The 15076-nt window shown below is 71.5% G+C and carries 14 protein-coding genes and 1 tRNA gene; 8 read left to right on the top strand and 7 right to left on the bottom strand.

Going from position 1 to position 15076, the window contains the following annotated elements:
- Positions 1-312 precede the first annotated feature (312 nt).
- Complete coding sequence (locus AB0O36_RS13265) at positions 313-1848, bottom strand: MFS transporter (RefSeq protein WP_365108423.1); 1536 nt, start codon at positions 1846-1848, stop codon at positions 313-315.
- Positions 1849-1926: 78 nt separating this feature from the next.
- On the bottom strand, positions 1927-2661 hold the full coding sequence (locus tag AB0O36_RS13260) for a TetR/AcrR family transcriptional regulator (RefSeq protein WP_365108422.1): 735 nt from the start codon (positions 2659-2661) through the stop codon (positions 1927-1929).
- 252 nt (positions 2662-2913) lie between these two features.
- On the opposite strand from AB0O36_RS13260, the gene AB0O36_RS13255 reads away from it, so the two are divergent.
- Positions 2914-4209, top strand: coding sequence for a M6 family metalloprotease domain-containing protein (locus AB0O36_RS13255; protein ID WP_365108419.1), 1296 nt, complete (start codon positions 2914-2916; stop codon positions 4207-4209).
- Here AB0O36_RS13255 and AB0O36_RS13250 read toward each other — a convergent pair.
- A complete protein-coding gene (locus AB0O36_RS13250) occupies positions 4182-5075 on the bottom strand; it encodes an FAD binding domain-containing protein (RefSeq protein ID WP_365108416.1) in 894 nt (297 codons plus the stop codon). The two genes, AB0O36_RS13255 and AB0O36_RS13250, sit on opposite strands and share 28 nt — an antisense overlap.
- A 1249-nt stretch (positions 5076-6324) precedes the next feature.
- On the opposite strand from AB0O36_RS13250, the gene AB0O36_RS13245 reads away from it, so the two are divergent.
- On the top strand, positions 6325-6825 hold the full coding sequence (locus AB0O36_RS13245; protein ID WP_365108413.1) for a nucleoside deaminase: 501 nt from the start codon (positions 6325-6327) through the stop codon (positions 6823-6825).
- 243 nt (positions 6826-7068) lie between these two features.
- Here AB0O36_RS13245 and AB0O36_RS13240 read toward each other — a convergent pair whose 3' ends face one another.
- Together AB0O36_RS13240 and AB0O36_RS13235 are read right to left on the bottom strand one after the other, a co-directional pair.
- Positions 7069-7533 carry a MarR family transcriptional regulator gene (locus AB0O36_RS13240; RefSeq protein WP_365108410.1) on the bottom strand — a complete coding sequence of 155 codons (465 nt, stop codon included), beginning with the start codon at positions 7531-7533 and terminating at the stop codon, positions 7069-7071.
- Between the two features lie 124 nt (positions 7534-7657).
- Positions 7658-8377: a helix-turn-helix domain-containing protein gene (locus AB0O36_RS13235; RefSeq protein ID WP_365108407.1), complete on the bottom strand. Its 720-nt coding sequence runs from the start codon at positions 8375-8377 to the stop codon at positions 7658-7660.
- Positions 8378-8600: 223 nt separating this feature from the next.
- Here AB0O36_RS13235 and AB0O36_RS13230 point away from each other — a divergent pair, with 223 nt between their 5' ends.
- The 5 genes from AB0O36_RS13230 to AB0O36_RS13210 all read left to right on the top strand — a co-directional run bounded on the left by AB0O36_RS13230 (position 8601) and on the right by AB0O36_RS13210 (position 12327).
- Entirely contained in the window at positions 8601-9281 is a 681-nt protein-coding gene (locus AB0O36_RS13230; RefSeq protein WP_365108404.1) for a DUF4097 family beta strand repeat-containing protein, read from the top strand.
- Between the two features lie 59 nt (positions 9282-9340).
- Entirely contained in the window at positions 9341-10336 is a 996-nt protein-coding gene (locus AB0O36_RS13225) for an ATP-binding cassette domain-containing protein (RefSeq protein ID WP_365108401.1), read from the top strand.
- Positions 10333-11124 (top strand): ABC transporter permease, encoded by a 792-nt coding sequence (locus AB0O36_RS13220; protein ID WP_365108399.1) that lies wholly within the window; start codon positions 10333-10335, stop codon positions 11122-11124. The genes AB0O36_RS13225 and AB0O36_RS13220 overlap by 4 nt, the downstream gene beginning before the upstream one ends.
- Positions 11125-11318: 194 nt before the next feature.
- Positions 11319-11391 (top strand) — tRNA-Arg (locus tag AB0O36_RS13215).
- 390 nt (positions 11392-11781) lie between these two features.
- A complete protein-coding gene (locus AB0O36_RS13210) occupies positions 11782-12327 on the top strand; it encodes an ATP-binding protein (RefSeq protein ID WP_365108396.1) in 546 nt (181 codons plus the stop codon).
- Positions 12328-12357: 30 nt separating this feature from the next.
- On the opposite strand, the gene AB0O36_RS13205 is transcribed toward AB0O36_RS13210, so the two are convergent.
- Both AB0O36_RS13205 and AB0O36_RS13200 read right to left on the bottom strand, forming a co-directional pair.
- The gene (locus AB0O36_RS13205; RefSeq protein WP_365108394.1) at positions 12358-12564 is read right to left on the bottom strand and encodes a hypothetical protein; all 207 of its coding nucleotides are present in this window, start codon (positions 12562-12564) and stop codon (positions 12358-12360) included.
- Between the two features lie 222 nt (positions 12565-12786).
- Positions 12787-13776 carry a hypothetical protein gene (locus tag AB0O36_RS13200; protein ID WP_365108391.1) on the bottom strand — a complete coding sequence of 330 codons (990 nt, stop codon included), beginning with the start codon at positions 13774-13776 and terminating at the stop codon, positions 12787-12789.
- Positions 13777-13790: 14 nt separating this feature from the next.
- On the opposite strand from AB0O36_RS13200, the gene AB0O36_RS13195 reads away from it, so the two are divergent.
- Positions 13791-15044 (top strand): CapA family protein, encoded by a 1254-nt coding sequence (locus tag AB0O36_RS13195; RefSeq protein WP_365108388.1) that lies wholly within the window; start codon positions 13791-13793, stop codon positions 15042-15044.
- Positions 15045-15076: the final 32 nt, after the last annotated feature.

Genomic DNA, 15076 nt, shown 5'->3' with positions numbered 1-15076 from the left:
GAATTCCCACAGAGCGCCGCAATTTTCGAGATCTTGCAGTATCCTGCCCCGCCGCCGTCGGCGACAGGGCGGCGCCGCCCGTCCGCTCCGGCAGAGGCGCAGGTCAGCGCCGGTGCGCGCACCGGCGCGCGGACCGGTACGGGCATCTGCGCGCGTACCCGTGCGGGCTGCCACTTCACTCCTGTAGACGCCGGATCGCGCCGCGGGGTTGCCTCCGCACCACCCGCACACGAGGACGGGCCGCCCCCCGGGTGGAGGGCGGCCCGTCCTGGTGTGAAGCGGGTGGCCGCTGTCAGGCGGCTGCCGGGCGGGTCAGTGGGCGACCACCGGGATCTTGACCTCGGCGTCCGCCGCGTCCGGGTCCGCGCCGGCCGCGGGGCCGGTCTGCGGGCGCCCGGTGTTGATCAGGGTCAGCGCGATCACCGCGCTCACCGCCAGGATGCCCACGGCCCACCAGATCGCCGAGGAGTAGCCGTGCACCATGGCCTGCGCCTGCACCAGCTGCGCGGCCGGTCCGCCCGCCGCGGCCTCCGTGGCGTGCGAGGTCAGGTAGGCGGTGGTGGCCGAGGCGGCGATGGTGTTCAGCAGGGCGGTGCCGATCGCGCCGCCGACCTGCTGCGAGGTGTTGACCATCGCGGAGGCCACACCGGCGTCCGCCGGGTCCACCCCGTGCGTGGCCAGGGACATGGCCGGCATGAAGGCGGTGCCCATGCCCAGGCCGAGCAGCAGCTGGGCCGGGAGGATCAGCGTCGTGTACGAGGATCCGACCTCCAGCTGGGTCAGCATCAGCATGCCGGTGGCGGCGAGCAGGAAGCCGGGGCCCATCAGCAGGCGCGGCGGGACCCGGGTCATCAGGCGGGCGCCGATCTGGGTGGAGCCCGTGATCATGCCCGCGATCATCGGGAGGAAGGCGAAGCCGGTCTTGACCGGCGAGTACCCCTCGACCACCTGGAGGTAGTAGGTGAGGAAGAGGAACAGGCCGAACATCGCGATCACGGCCAGGCCGAGGGAGAGGTAGACACCGCCCCGGTTGCGCTCCAGGAGCACCCGCAGCGGCAGCAGCGGGGACTTCACCAGCTTCTCGGTCACCACGAAGGCGCCCAGCAGCAGGACCGAGGCCACGAACAGGCCCACGGTGACCCCGTCCGTCCAGCCGTCCGACTCGGCGCGGGTGAAGCCGTACACGAGGGCGACCAGGCCGGCCGTGGAGAGCAGCACGCCGGGGATGTCCAGCGGGGAGCGGTTGCGGGAGCCGGCGGGCTCGCGGATCACCAGGTACGCACCCACGGCCGCGACCACGGCGAACGGGATGTTGACGAAGAAGGTCCAGCGCCAGTTCAGGTACTCGGTGAGGAAGCCGCCGAGGATCAGGCCGACGGCGCCGCCGCCGCCGGCGATGGCGCCGTAGATGCCGAAGGCCTTGGCCCGCTCCTTGGCGTCGGTGAACATGACGGCGAGGAGGGACAGCGCGGCCGGGGCGAGCAGGGCACCGAAGGCGCCCTGGAGGGCGCGGGCGCCGAGCATCATGGCCTCGCCGGTGGCGGCGCCGCCGAGCGCGGAGGCCACGGCGAAGCCGATCAGGCCGACGATGAAGGCGTTCTTGCGGCCCCACAGGTCGGCGATGCGGCCGCCGAAGAGGAGGAGGCCGCCGAAGGCGAGGGCGTAGGCGGTGATGACCCACTGCCGGTTGCCGTCGGAGATCCCGAGGTCCTGCTGGGCGGACGGGAGGGCGATGTTCACGATGGTCGCGTCGAGGACGACCATCAGCTGGGCCAGGGCTATGAAGACCAGCGCTTTCCAGCGGCTGGGATCAGCCTGCTGCAGGGCGGGCTCGGGCGTTTTCGGCATGGGGGTACCCACTTCACGGTGCGGATGACTTGAAACGATGAAGAAAAGGGATCTTCTGGAAGAACTCGGCTTGAGAGGCTAGAGGGCGCAGCCCGGCGGAGTCATGTGGTTTTCGGCCCCGGCCCTCCGTCTCAGGTCTTCGAGAGTGATGGCGGAGCCGGGCAGTTCGGACCGGGCGGGTGCGCGCAACCCGTCGAGGAACAGCTGCAGATGGCGGTGGACGAACCCGTCGGCGTCGGGGCAGCCGGTGCCCGGCAGCGGACGGCTCAGCTGGGCGGTGGCCAGCATGTAGTCCCCGATGGCCACGTCCGGACGGAGCAGGCCGGTGTCCCGGCCGCGCGCCATCAGTTGGCCGACGGCCTCCTCCAGCGCGGCGCGGGCCGCGAGGAGTTCGGGGTGGTCGTGGTCGAAGTCGCCGCTGAGCATGGGGCAGAGGGCACCGATCCGCTCGTCGGCGGCGGCGTGGGTGAAGCGTACGAGGGCGGCGAAGGCGTCCGGCTCCTCGGCGAGGGACCGTGTCGCGTGGGCGGTGACCTGGTCCATGACGTAGAGGACCACGTGGTGGACCAGACCCGACCGGTCGGGGAAGTGCCGGTAGAGGGTGGCGTTGCCGACCCCGGCCCGGCGGGCGATCTCGTCGAGCGGGGCGTCCGGCCCGTGTTCGACGAAGGCCTCCCGGGCGGCGGTGAGGATCCGCTCGCGGTTGCGGAGCGCGTCCGCACGCGGCCTCGGCACCTTGCCCGGCGCCGACGGCTGTGGCTGCACTACGGCTTCCGGCGCCGGCTCGCGGCCGCCCTTCTCCGCGACTCCCATCGCCCCTCCTCCACACGTTCGGTCGGTCTGCGTTTCGGCCCGCCCCGCAAACGGGGAGCCCGTCCCCGCTTCGAGGACATCCATGCAAACGGGGAACCCGTCCCCGGTTATTTCACTCGTCCGTGTGAGCCGGGCCACAGGCCGCCCCACGTTCGGACGCGCCCGGCGCGCGGGCGCGGCGCGCCGGACGGAGGGTGGCGGTCAGAGCGCAGTCCGGGTCGGCCGGCTGCCGCGGGCCGGAAGGCGTATCCCATGACGCAGACCCGCCGGCGGATACGCACCTTCCAGGTCCTCCACGCGCACCGCCGCACCTGCGCATACATCGGTATCGCCGCACTGGCCCTCGGGATCACCGCGACGGCCAGCACCGGGATCACCGGCCCGGCCCGGTCCGCGGCCGGTCCGGTGGCGACGTCCAACGAGGCCGCGCTGGCTCCGTGCCGGATCGCCGGGGCGATGGGCGTCCAGATGTCCGAGGGCATGCCGACCGCACCCGGCTACGCGCGCAGCACCGGCGAGGTCCGGGCCCTGAACCTGATGATCGACTTCCCGGACGCCAAGGGCGAGGGCACGGCGTTGGACCGGCTGGCGGAGTTCTTCCCCCAGACGGCGGACTGGTTCCGCGCCAGCTCCTACGGCCGGCTGGACTACCGGCCGGAGTCCCCCATTAGGTCCTGGCTGCGCATGCCGATGCCGTTCGCGGCGTACGGGATCGAGCGGGGTTCGGCGTACGAGCCGGGCTACCAGCAGCTCATCGAGCACATCGTCAAGGCGGCCGACAGCGAGGTCGACTTCAGCCGGTACGACCTGGTCAACATCCTGGTCACGCCGAACGCCGGGCCGTCCGCGCTGGACACCGTGCTCTCCGTGACCTTCTCCGGGAACGCCGACGCGCCGGTCGCCGACGGGGTGCCGCTGGCGAACACCTCGTTCGTCTACAGCCGGCAGGACGACGGCTCCGGCAGCTACCGGGAGACCGGCTACCGGGTGCTGCCGCACGAGAACGGGCACGTCTTCGGGCTGCCGGACCTCTACACCGCCGACGGGGGCGGCGCGGTCGGCCACTGGGACATCATGAGCGAGGACTGGGGTTCCAACAACGACCTGCTGGGCTGGCACAAGTGGAAGCTGGGCTGGCTGGACGGCAAGCAGATCTCCTGCGCGTCCCGGGCGGGGACGAGCGTGCACGTGCTGGCGCCGCTCGCGACGGGGGGCGGGGTCAAGCTGGCCTTCGTACCGCTGTCGGCGAGCGTGGGGTACGCGGTGGAGGTCCGTACGCAGGCCGGGAACGACGAGGCGGTCTGCAAGCCCGGGGTCCTCATCTACAAGGTCGACTCGGACGTGGACACCGGACGCGGCCCGGTGACCGTGGCGGACAGCAAGCACACCAGCGGCGGCTGCACCCGGCGGGCCAACATCCACGCGGAGCTCTCGGACGCTCCGTACGGGCCGGGCGAGACCTTCACGGATGCGGAGGCGGGCATCAGCATCGCGGTCCTGCAGCGCCTGGAGTCGGGCAGCTACCGGGTGCGCGTCACCCGGCGGTGACGGGGGTCGCGGTACTGGTCCCAGGTCCACATCAGCTGCCGGCGGGCGAGCACGCCGACGGCGTGCCGCCGGTACGCGGCGGTCCCGCGGACGTCGTCGATCGGGTTGCACGCGGCGGCGGCGAGATCGCCGAACTGCTTGGCGATGGCCGGGGTGACGGGTTCACCGGAGTCCCAGAACCCGTCTTCCTCCAGTGCTGCGGTGAGGAACTCCTCGGCGGTCTTCGCCCGGACGGGCGTGGGCGCGGCGGACCCGATCCCGGTCCGGACGGTCCGGCTGTCGGGGTGGAGGGCGAGGCCGAAGGCGCAGACCGCGATCACCATGGCGTTGCGCGTGCCGACCTTGGAGAACTGCTGGGGCCCGGTGGCGTTCCTGACGTGCACCGCCCGGATCAGCTCGTCGGCGGCCAGCGCGTTGCGTTTGACCCCGGTGAAGAAGTCGTCGATGGGGATGAGCCTGGACCCGCGGACGGACTCCACCTCCACCTCGGCGCCCGCGGCGAGCAGTGCCGGGTGCGCGTCGCCGGCCGGTGAGGCGGTCCCCAGGTTCCCGCCGACTCCGCCGCGGTTGCGGATCTGCGGGGAGGCGACGGTGTGCGAGGCGAGGGCGAGGCCCGGCAGCGGACCCCGGAGGTTCTCCATGATCCGCGTGTACGGCACCGAGGCGCCGAGCCGGGTGGTGTCCTCCCCCACCTCCCACTCGTACAGCTCGCCGATCCGGGTGAGGTCGAGGAGGGTCTCGGGCCGGCGGTGATCGAAGTTGATCTCGACCATGACATCGGTACCGCCGGCGATCGGCAGGGCCGCGGGGCGCTCCGCCTTGATCGCGAGCGCCTCCTCCCAGTCGGCAGGACGAAGGAACTCCATGATCGCCTCTCCGGTGTCCGGGAGCGGGCGGGGAAAGCTCGACGTGGCGACCGGCGTCGCCCGAGTGGGCGGAATTTCACCCATACGATCGGAAATGTCCGAACCTCGCCATGATATCGCCGGGTCGCGGCGGATCGCCCCGCGCGGCAGCGGGGATCGGCCCGCCCGGCCATGGGGATCGGCTCGCGCACAGCGACGGATCGCCCCGCGCAGAGCGGCGGACCACCCCGCCCGGCAGTGGCCCATCACACGGGCGGGAGCGGATCGGCCCGATTCGCAGGCAATACCGATCATTCGGGGCAAATCGGTCCCGGGTGCCGGACGGCCGGCGGCGGCCACCGACCGGCCCGTCGGCGCGGTGGCGGAAACACGCGGTCGGAGGGCGGGCGCGGGCGGTGGATTTCAGCCAGTCGATCACGACAAAGCCGAGCTGACCTGCCCACCCGCACCCGCCTCCGGCCGTCGCCGGAGCACCTCTTCAGGCGCCCCGGCAGGGCCCCGCGGGTGCAGTAGTGACCAGCGAACTCACCAACGTGACATCACGGACGGACCATCTCTTGTAGAACCCTACGAAGAGCCGGTCCCAGCCCGGGGGCGTCTTCATATTTTCAGCCCCTCGCTGGCCTGACCCCGTTGGCTGTCTACTGCTCACACAAGGCGCAACGAAACGGGGTATTGCGCTCGCTGTGTCCGCATCGCCACCACCCAGGGGTGGCGCCTGCGTGATGCCGGACCCGCCGGCCAGGGCCTCCACCCTCCTGACAGCCTGTCCAAACGAAGGGGAGAGTCGTGGCTGCGACATCGTCCGGCCGGCCCGCAGTGGCCGCCCGGTCCGTTCCGCGCACGCGCCTGCGGGGACACGATCCGGCGGAAGACCGCCGGCCGTCCTCCACGGAGCGGGTCGGCTCCCGCTATGCGGAAAACCCCGTTTCGTCCGGTATCTTCCGGTCTGCGACATTGCGTGACCGACATCCCCGTACGGCGTACGTGGTGTCGGTGAACCGCCCACCTTTCTCCGCCCCGGCAGTCGTGTACGCCATCAGCAACGCGCCGGGACCGGTCTTGCACCACACCCCGGTCACCCCGGGACGCACCGTGGACGCACAGCCGCGGTGAGCCCCCGCCGGTACCGCCGACCGAACCGGTCGTGAGGCGGCACCCGCGAAACCCCCTGCATGAACCCGCGTCCGGCGTCCCGCACGGACAGAGCATTCGGGCAGTCCCCCACCGCCCCCAACAAGGAGTGACCATGACGGCAGTCCAGGAAACCAGCACCCAGGAGCTCGAGCGCGCTTGGCTCAACAAGGCGATCGAGCTCGCCACCACCAGCGTGGCCAACGGCGGCGGCCCGTTCGGCGCCCTGATCGCCAAGGGCTCCGAGATCGTTGCGCTCGGCAACAACAAGGTCACCTCGAACCTGGACCCGACCGCGCACGCCGAGGTAACCGCGATCCGCGCCGCGTGCAAGGAGCTGGACACCTTCTCCCTCGAAGGCTGTGTCCTGGTCACCTCGTGCGAGCCGTGTCCGATGTGCCTTTCCTCCGCTCTGTGGGCGCGTGTCGACCGGATCGTCTTCGCCGCCGACCGTGACGACGCCGCGGTGGCCGGCTTCGACGACCGCAAGTTCTACGACCTGTTCGAGAAGCAGGACTCGGCGGACTGGCCGCTGGAGATCGTGGGCCTGGACCTCCCGAACCGCACCGCGCCGTTCGACGCGTGGGTGGCCAAGACCGACCGCATCGACTACTGAAAACGCGGCGTCCCGGTTCACCGCGCTCCGGCAACGAGTGAACCGAACCCCGCGGACCGGCGTGGATCCCGGAACTTTCCGGCACCGCAACACGAGGTGAACGTCCACGGCAAGGACAGAAGGCCCCGCGCGCCCGGCGGCGGAACGACGAGAGTCGTCCGCCGCCTTTGGCGTTTCCAGGGGGTGTGAGGGCGCGGGCTCAGGCGCGGGCGCGGGCTCAGGCGCGGAGGTAAGGCGCGGGGGTCAGGCGCCGGCGGCCGGCTCCGCGTTCGCCTGCTCGTCGTTCGCCCGCTCGGTGATCAGGGCGAGCACGCGGCCCGCGACCGCGAGGTCCTCGGCCGGGATTCCCGCGTACAGCCGGGAGGCGATCCCCGCGCCCTCGGCGGCGGTGAGCTCGTACAGCTCCCGTCCGGCGGCCGTGAGGCGTACGCGGGACGCCCCCGCCGGGTCCTCTTCCAGTTGCTCCGCGGCCGTCAGCTCCTCGATCACGCCGCGTACGAGCGACCCGTCGGCCTTCAGTGCACCGGTGACCTCGGCGAGGAGCTCCTCGCGACCGATGGAACCGCCGGCCACGGCGACGGCCCGCAGCGTGACGCTCTGGTGGAAGGTGACGCCGCGACGGGCCAGCGCGTCCTCCAGGAGGGCGCGGGCGGAGTGGTGCGCCAGGGCTATGACGCGGGCGTTGAGGGCGGGTGCGGTGGTGGTCATGGCTGCTCCTTCTCGTTCTCGGTGCACGGATCAAAGGCGCGTCGGGCAGGACCGCGTGCGCGCGGACCATGCTGTCCGCCGATCGGTGCCGGCAGCCATCGCTTTTCCCCGGCGGCGCGTTCCCCTACGGCGCCGGGGGCTTCGAGTGGAGGATCTCGCGGCCCTGCTCCGCGGCCCGGACCGTGCTCTCGGCGACGTAGTCGGCGAAGCGGGCGATGTTCTCCAGGCGGTTGGCGGCCGGGGTGCGGGGGCCGAGGACGCCGACGCCCTGCCGCGCGATGTCGACCAGGTGGGCGATGGCGCGGGCGCTGGCCATCATCGACTGGTACCAGACGTCGTCGTCGACGACGTAGCGCTCGCGGCGGCGTTCGTCGCGCTCCCGGCGGGCCAGGCCCTGGCTCTCCAGGAACGCGATGGCCTTGGAGATGGACGCCGGGCTGACCTGGAGGTGCCGGGCGAGCTCGGCCGCGGTGAGGCTGCCGCTGTCGGTGAGGGTCAGGCAGGCCATCACCCGGGCCATCATCTTGGGCATGCCCGAGCCCATGAGGACCGTGGTGAACAGTTCCTCGTACTCGCGCACGGCCCCGGCGTCCCGCCCGTGGGGCTGCGGGGCCCCCTCGGCCTCCCGGGGAGCCGGCTGCCGGCGCCGGTGGGCGCGGCGCTCGGTGGCGCGGTGGGCCAGCTCGGCGCGGTAGGCGGTGGGGCCGCCGTTGCGCATGACCTCGCGCGTGACCGTCGAGGTCGGGCGGTCGATGCGCCTGGCGATCTCCGCGTAGGCGAGGCCGTCGGCCACCCCAAGCGCGATCTGCTGACGGTCCTGCTGGGTGAGCCTGCCTCCCGGCATCACGGCCTCCTTCGTTCTCCCTGACACGCCCACCATAGCGTTCACGCTCAACACATTGCAACGAACGACTAGCTGACGTTGCGTTAAGCCGGAGACCCAGTGCAATGAATTTGCAGCTCTGACCTGCATAGATGCCAATCAAGCGCAACGCGTTCATTGCCAGATCCGTGAACGCAACTTAGCGTTTCCCAAGTCAGAAACAACGAGCCGAAGGAACGACACCATGCAGAACACCGAGAAGTTCCCGACCCCCGCCCCGATCGCCGCCGTCCTCGACATCCCCGCCGGCCGCATCCGCCTCATCGCCACCGACCGCGCCGACACCACCGTCCGGGTGCTGCCCGCGGACGCCTCGAAGGGCCGCGACGTGAAGGCGGCGGAGCAGATCAGGGTCGGGTACGCCGACGGCCTCCTGGAGATCGACGCCCCGGCGGCGAAGAACGCGCTCCTGGGCAACTCCGGATCCGTCGAGGTGACCGTCCAACTGCCCGCCGGCTCCCGTGTGGAGGCGAAGGCGGCCGCCGCCGAACTCCACGGCGTGGGGCGGCTCGGCGACGTGGTCTTCGAGGGCGCGGACGGTTCGGTCCGGCTCGACGAGACCGGCAGCGCCCGCCTCGCGCTCCGGTCCGGCGACATCGCCGTCGGCCGCCTGGGCGGCTCCGCCGAGATCACCACCCACAAGGGCGCCATCCGGATCGACGAGGCCGTGCACGGCACGGTCGTGCTGCGCACCGAGGCCGGTGACGTATCGGTCGGCGCGGCCCGCGGGGTCTCCGCCTCCCTGGACGCCGGCACCGCCCACGGCCGCGTCCACAACTCCCTCCGGAACACCGGCGGCACCGGCGCCGACCTCGCCATCCACGCCACCACCGCCTACGGCGACATCACCGCCCGCAGCCTCTGACCACCGACTCCGACCACCGACTCCGACCACCGGCCCCTGCCCTCCGAGGAGCACCCGTCATGAGCAACCCGGCCACCCGGGCCACCCCGGCCGTCTCGGCACGCGGTCTGCGCAAGTCCTACGGCGACAAGGTCGTGCTGGACGGCGTCGACCTGACCGTCCCCGAAGGAACGGTCTTCGCCCTGCTCGGCCCGAACGGCGCCGGCAAGACCACCGCGGTCAAGATCCTCTCCACCCTGATCACCGCCGACGCCGGCGAGGTGCGGGTCGCCGGCCACGACCTGGCCACCCATGCCCAGGACGTCCGCGCCGCGATCGGTGTCACCGGCCAGTTCTCCGCCGTCGACGGCCTGATCACCGGCGAGGAGAACATGCTCCTCATGGCGGACCTCCACTGCCTGCCCAAGCGCGAGGGCCGGCGTATCGCCGCCGAACTCCTGGAGCGCTTCGACCTCGCCGACGCCGCGAGGAAGCCCGCCTCCACCTACTCCGGCGGCATGAAGCGCCGCCTGGACATCGCCATGACCCTGGTCGGCAGCCCGCGCGTCATCTTCCTCGACGAACCGACCACCGGCCTGGACCCCCGCTCCCGCCACACCATGTGGCAGATCATCCGCGAACTCGTCGCCGGCGGCGTCACCGCCTTCCTCACCACCCAGTACCTGGAGGAAGCCGACCAGCTCGCCGACACCATCGCCGTGCTCGACAACGGGCGGATCGCCGCCCAGGGCACCGCCGCCGAACTCAAGCGCCTCGTCCCCGGCGGGCACGTCCGCCTCCGCTTCTCCGACCCGGCGGCCTACCGCAACGCCGTCGTGGCCCTCCACACCCATGCGACGCCGGACGAGGACGACCTCGCGCTCCAGATCCCCAGCGACGGCACCCAGCGCGACCTGCGCTCCATCCTCGACTGCCTGGACTCGGCCGGCATCGAAGCGGACGAACTCACCGTCCACACCCCCGACCTCGACGACGTCTTCTTCGCCCTCACCGGAAACGACGTACCGACCCTGCCCGGGCAGCAGTCCAACGACTCCCAGGAGACCGTCCGATGAGCTCTCTCGCCCTCGCCGTCCGCAACTCCTCCACCATGCTGCGCCGCAACCTGCTGCACGCCCGCCGCTACCCCTCCCTCACCCTCAACCTGCTCCTCACCCCCGTGATGCTGCTCCTGCTGTTCGTCTACGTCTTCGGCGACGTGATGAGCGCGGGCATCGCGGGCGGCGGGGCGGACCGCTCCGACTACATCGCCTACATCGTTCCCGGCATCCTGCTGATGACCATCGGCGGCACCACCGTCGGCACCGCCGTCTCCGTCTCCAACGACATGACCGAGGGCATCGTCGCCCGCTTCCGCACCATGGCCATCCACCGCGGCTCCGTCCTCGTCGGACACGTCATCGGCAGCGTCCTGCAGGCCGTGATGAGCGTGCTCGTGGTCGGCGCCGTCGCCCTCGCCATCGGTTTCCGTTCCACCGGCGCCACCGCCCTGGAATGGCTCGCCGCCCTCGGACTCCTCACCCTCTTCGCCCTCGCACTCACCTGGATCGCCGTGGGCATGGGCCTGATCAGCCCCAACGCCGAGGCCGCCGGCAACAACGCGATGCCGATGATCCTGCTGCCGCTGCTCTCCAGCGCCTTCGTGCCCACCGAGGCGATGCCGGGCTGGTTCCGGCCCATCGCCGAGTACCAGCCCTTCACTCCCGCCATCGAGACCCTGCGCGGACTGCTCCTCGGCACGGAGATCGGCCACAACGGCTGGCTCGCGGTCGCCTGGTGCGTCGGCCTCGCGGTCCTCGGCTATTTCTGGTCGACCGCGAAGTTCAACGCCGACCCGAAGTGACCCCCGAGACCCGAAGCGACCCCCATGATCAACCGGCTCCCCGGCGCCCGCCCCCGGGCGCTCCGGCTCTCCCCCGTTTACCCGGTTACCGATCAAGCGTCACCCGCTACACTGACCGCGGTGGCCCGGTCCTTCGCAGGTCGGGCGCCACCCTGTCGGCCGGCGCTCCAAGGCGCACGGTCCGGCGGATCCCCGCCTTCGTAGCTCAGGGGATAGAGCACCGCTCTCCTAAAGCGGGTGTCGCAGGTTCGAATCCTGCCGGGGGCACACCGATCCAGAGGCCCCCCTGCCGATCCCGGCAGGGGGGCCTCTGGCGTCGGGTGGGGGCGCGCCCGGTCGGCAGGTGTTGACGAACCCGGGGAGGGTTTCTACATTTTTGGTATGCCACATGCGGAATTGGACTTCCGGATTGTGGAAACATGGGATGGACCTGTTCGCGCAGGCTCCGTCAGGGGGGCGGCGATTCCGCCGTCCGCCAGGGTCGTCCCAGCGTCACCATGGTCACTCGCGTATCCCGGTCGGCGCTCCCGGGCCCGAAGCCACCACCAGCGTGTGGAGGGCCGGCAGATGCAACGCCCCACAGTGCTTTGGGGGTTCGCGACGTCACGGCACGTCACGGCAGCCCCCGCCGCGGACGCCCCGGCGGCATCCGCCCGGATGGAAATCCCCAGCGATACGAGAGCCGCCGGCAAGGCGCGGCGCTTCGCCGCCGCCCACCTCGACGAGTGGGGCTGCGCCGAGTTCAAGGACGATGCCGTCCTGATCTGCAGCGAACTGGCCACCAATGCGGTCGTCCACGGCCGGACCGCGCCCGAGGGGGAGGGCGAGCACATTCGGGTGGGCCTGGCGTGGCAGCCGGGCAGTGGGCTCGTCATCGCGGTCGAGGACAACTCCGGCGCCCCGCCCGCACCCCGCCACCCGGAGGCGTCGGCCGAATCCGGCCGCGGGCTGGAGCTGGTGGCCGCCCTGGCCGATCAGTGGGCCTCCGAGCCGGCCGGGGACGGGCGGGGCAAGAGGGTGTGGGTCCGGCTCCGGCCTCCCCGGCCGCGGCCGTCCGCCGCCCGGACCGAGCCCGGCCACCAGAGCAGCCATCAGGCCGGCCATCAGGCCGGCCACCAGGCGGGGCGGCACGACGGCCACCCGGCCGGGCGGCATGACGGGCGGCACGACGGGCGGCACGACGGGGCCGGTCCGGGGAGGTGACTCCCCGGACCGGCCCTTGGCACGCAGGGGTCAGCTCAGGCCCTTGGCGCGTTCACCGATGCGGTCGCCCTGGGGGGTGCCGGCCCGCTTGAGGTCCGCCTTCGTGTGCAGTCCACCCTTGATCTTGCTCCGCACGGGACCGTCGAAGCCGTGCCGGCCGGGCGGCGGCGGGGCTTGGTGGGTTTCCTCGGGCCGCTGGGCCTCCCGGATGTCCGGCCTCTTCCGCTCTTCGCTCATCCCGTCGTCACTCCCATCGGATCGAATCGACTCGAATGATGTTGAAGTTGATTCAATCGGAGTCAATCGGACTATGTGGATCGATCCTAGGCAGGTGGCGGGCCATGCGCACCCGGTGGCCCGGGGTCCGGCCCGGGGTCCGGCCCGGGGTCCGGCCCGGGACCCGACCTGGGATCCGCCCCGGGGCCCGCCCCGCCCGACCGGCGGCCCCCGCCGCCCCCGTCAGCCCTTGGCCCAGCGCTGTGTGAGCACGCCGATCGCCTGGGCGACCTCACCGAGTCGGCCGTCGGAAATCCGATTCCGCCGGGCGATTTCAAGGTGCAGGAATCCCAGCTTTTCCTCGGCAGCCAGCAGCCCCTGCTCGTTGGACGAACCGGACAGGCGGCACTTGCGGGTGTAAGCCCGGCACACGTCGAGCCCCCGCTCGTCCAACTCCCGCGACAACAGCTTGGCCTCGCTCACCGCACGGTCCCCCGCGCCGGTCGAGACGACCGCGTCGAACTCGGGGATGGAGGAGTTGGCGAACCCGTGCAGCTGCAAACCGGGCAGGCGCCGGTTCATCAGCTCGCCGATCACGTCATGGAAGACCGAGTCGGTACGGTGCGCCACGTCCGCGGCACCCCCCTCGGCCGCGTTGCGGTGCGCCCCGGCCAGCACCAGCACCCCGCCGGGCGCCCCGCGCAGCACCTGTGCGCCGAGGCGCTCGGTGTTCTGGTCGGCCACAGGGTGCGGCACCTGCACGATCCAGGCGGGCTTGGCGTCCAGGTCGACGTACACCCGGCCCCATCCCCGGTTGGCGCCGTCCGAGCGGGCGGCCGCGTCGGCCACCTCGGCAAAGCGGCGGCCGCTGACCGAGTCCTTGATCGGTTGCACAGCGAAATCGACCTCGGCCAGCCTGGCGCGCGCCTCGTCCATGCGGCCGTCCAGCACCAGGGCGACCCCGCCGGCCACGGCGTGCCGCTCACGCTCCGTGGGAATGCGGTAACCACCTCGTTCACCGAAACTCTGGGTGAACCCGGCAATACGCTTTTCTAGATCGACAGCGTCGGCGCTCGCATCGCGGACGGATCCTTTCACCGAATCGCCCGACGGTTGCACGTCGGGGAGCATGAAATACACCACAATTCCGGTGAGGGCGGCCGCCAGCACCAAAATTGCTGAAATCGTTATTCGTCCCCGGGGCGACGAAGGGCGAAAGAAAGTCATGGTCATATAAAACTATCGAAGTGACGACCAGACCCTCCCCCGGCCGACTCCGCACCGGCCGACTCCGCACCGGCATGCTCGCACTCCTGCTGACCGGCGCCCTCACGGGCTGCAGCCTGCTCGGCGGCGGCGACGGCGGCACCGGTGACCCGGACGGGGCCAAGGGATCGGGCGGGCGGTCGTTCACCGTGGCCGCCGCCGGTGACGTCCTGATCCACCCGGAGCTGACCGCCCAGGCCCAGGCGGACGCGAAGGCCGCCGGCAAGAAGGGCATGGACTTCGGCGCCATCATGGCGGGCATCAAACCGGTGATAAGCCGGGCGGACCTGGCGATATGCCACATGGAGCCGGTGCTCGGCAAGCCCGAGGGGCCGTTCCGCAGCTTCCCCGACTTCATCGCCCCTCCGCAGATCACCGCCACCCTCAAGGACATCGGCTACGACACCTGCTCGACGGCGTCCAACCACGCCCTCGACCACGGCGAGGGCGGCGTCCGCAGCACCCTGGACGCCCTGGACCGGGCCGGTCTCAAGCACACCGGCTCCGCGCGCAGCGCCGAAGAGGGCGGCAAGCCGCTGATCATGGACGTCAAGGGCGTCAAGGTGGCCCAGATCTCCTTCGCGGGCGGCTTCAACGGCCGCGAGGTCCCCGCCGACAAGCCCTGGCTGGTCAACAAGACCTCGCTGGACTCCATCTCCGCCGCCGAGAAGGCCGCCCGCAAGGCCGGCGCCGAAGTGGTCATCCTCAGCATCCACTGGGGCAAGGAGCACCAGCCCGCACCCAACTCCCTCCAGATCAGCCTCGCCAAGAAGATCGCCGGGAAGACCGGCGTGAACCTCGTCATCGGCCACCACGCCCATGTGGTGCAGCCCATGGAGAAGGTCGGCGACACCTGGGTCGCGTACGGGCTCGGCAACCAGCTCGCCCGGCACGAGGTGCCCAGCGGACTCTCCGAGGAAGGCGTCATCGGCTGGTTCGAGTTCACCGAGAAGGACGGCAAGTGGGACGTCCGCCCGCGCTACGTGCCGACCTTCGTCGAACTCCCGCCGGACCCCGAGCAGACGGCGAACGGGCCGAAGCTGCCGGAGGCGGGCCAGGTCAAGGACCACCGGCTGATCGACCTCGCCGCCGCCCTCAACGGCACCGGGGCGTACCAGGACGTCTCCGACCAGCGGCGCGCCCGCTTCCGCCTCGCCTACGACCGCACCCAGGGCACCCTGCTCAACCGCGGGGCCGGCGCGGACGGCCTGGAGCCGCTCGTACGCCTCGACTGACCGGCACCCGGCCCCGAACCCCCCTCCCCGAG

The sequence above is a fragment of the Streptomyces sp. NPDC089799 genome (genome assembly GCF_040684755.1).
Classification (GTDB): Bacteria; Actinomycetota; Actinomycetes; order Streptomycetales; family Streptomycetaceae; genus Streptomyces.
The sequence above is the reverse complement of the archived record's forward strand: the minus strand, read 5'-3'. Positions and strand labels throughout refer to the sequence as shown.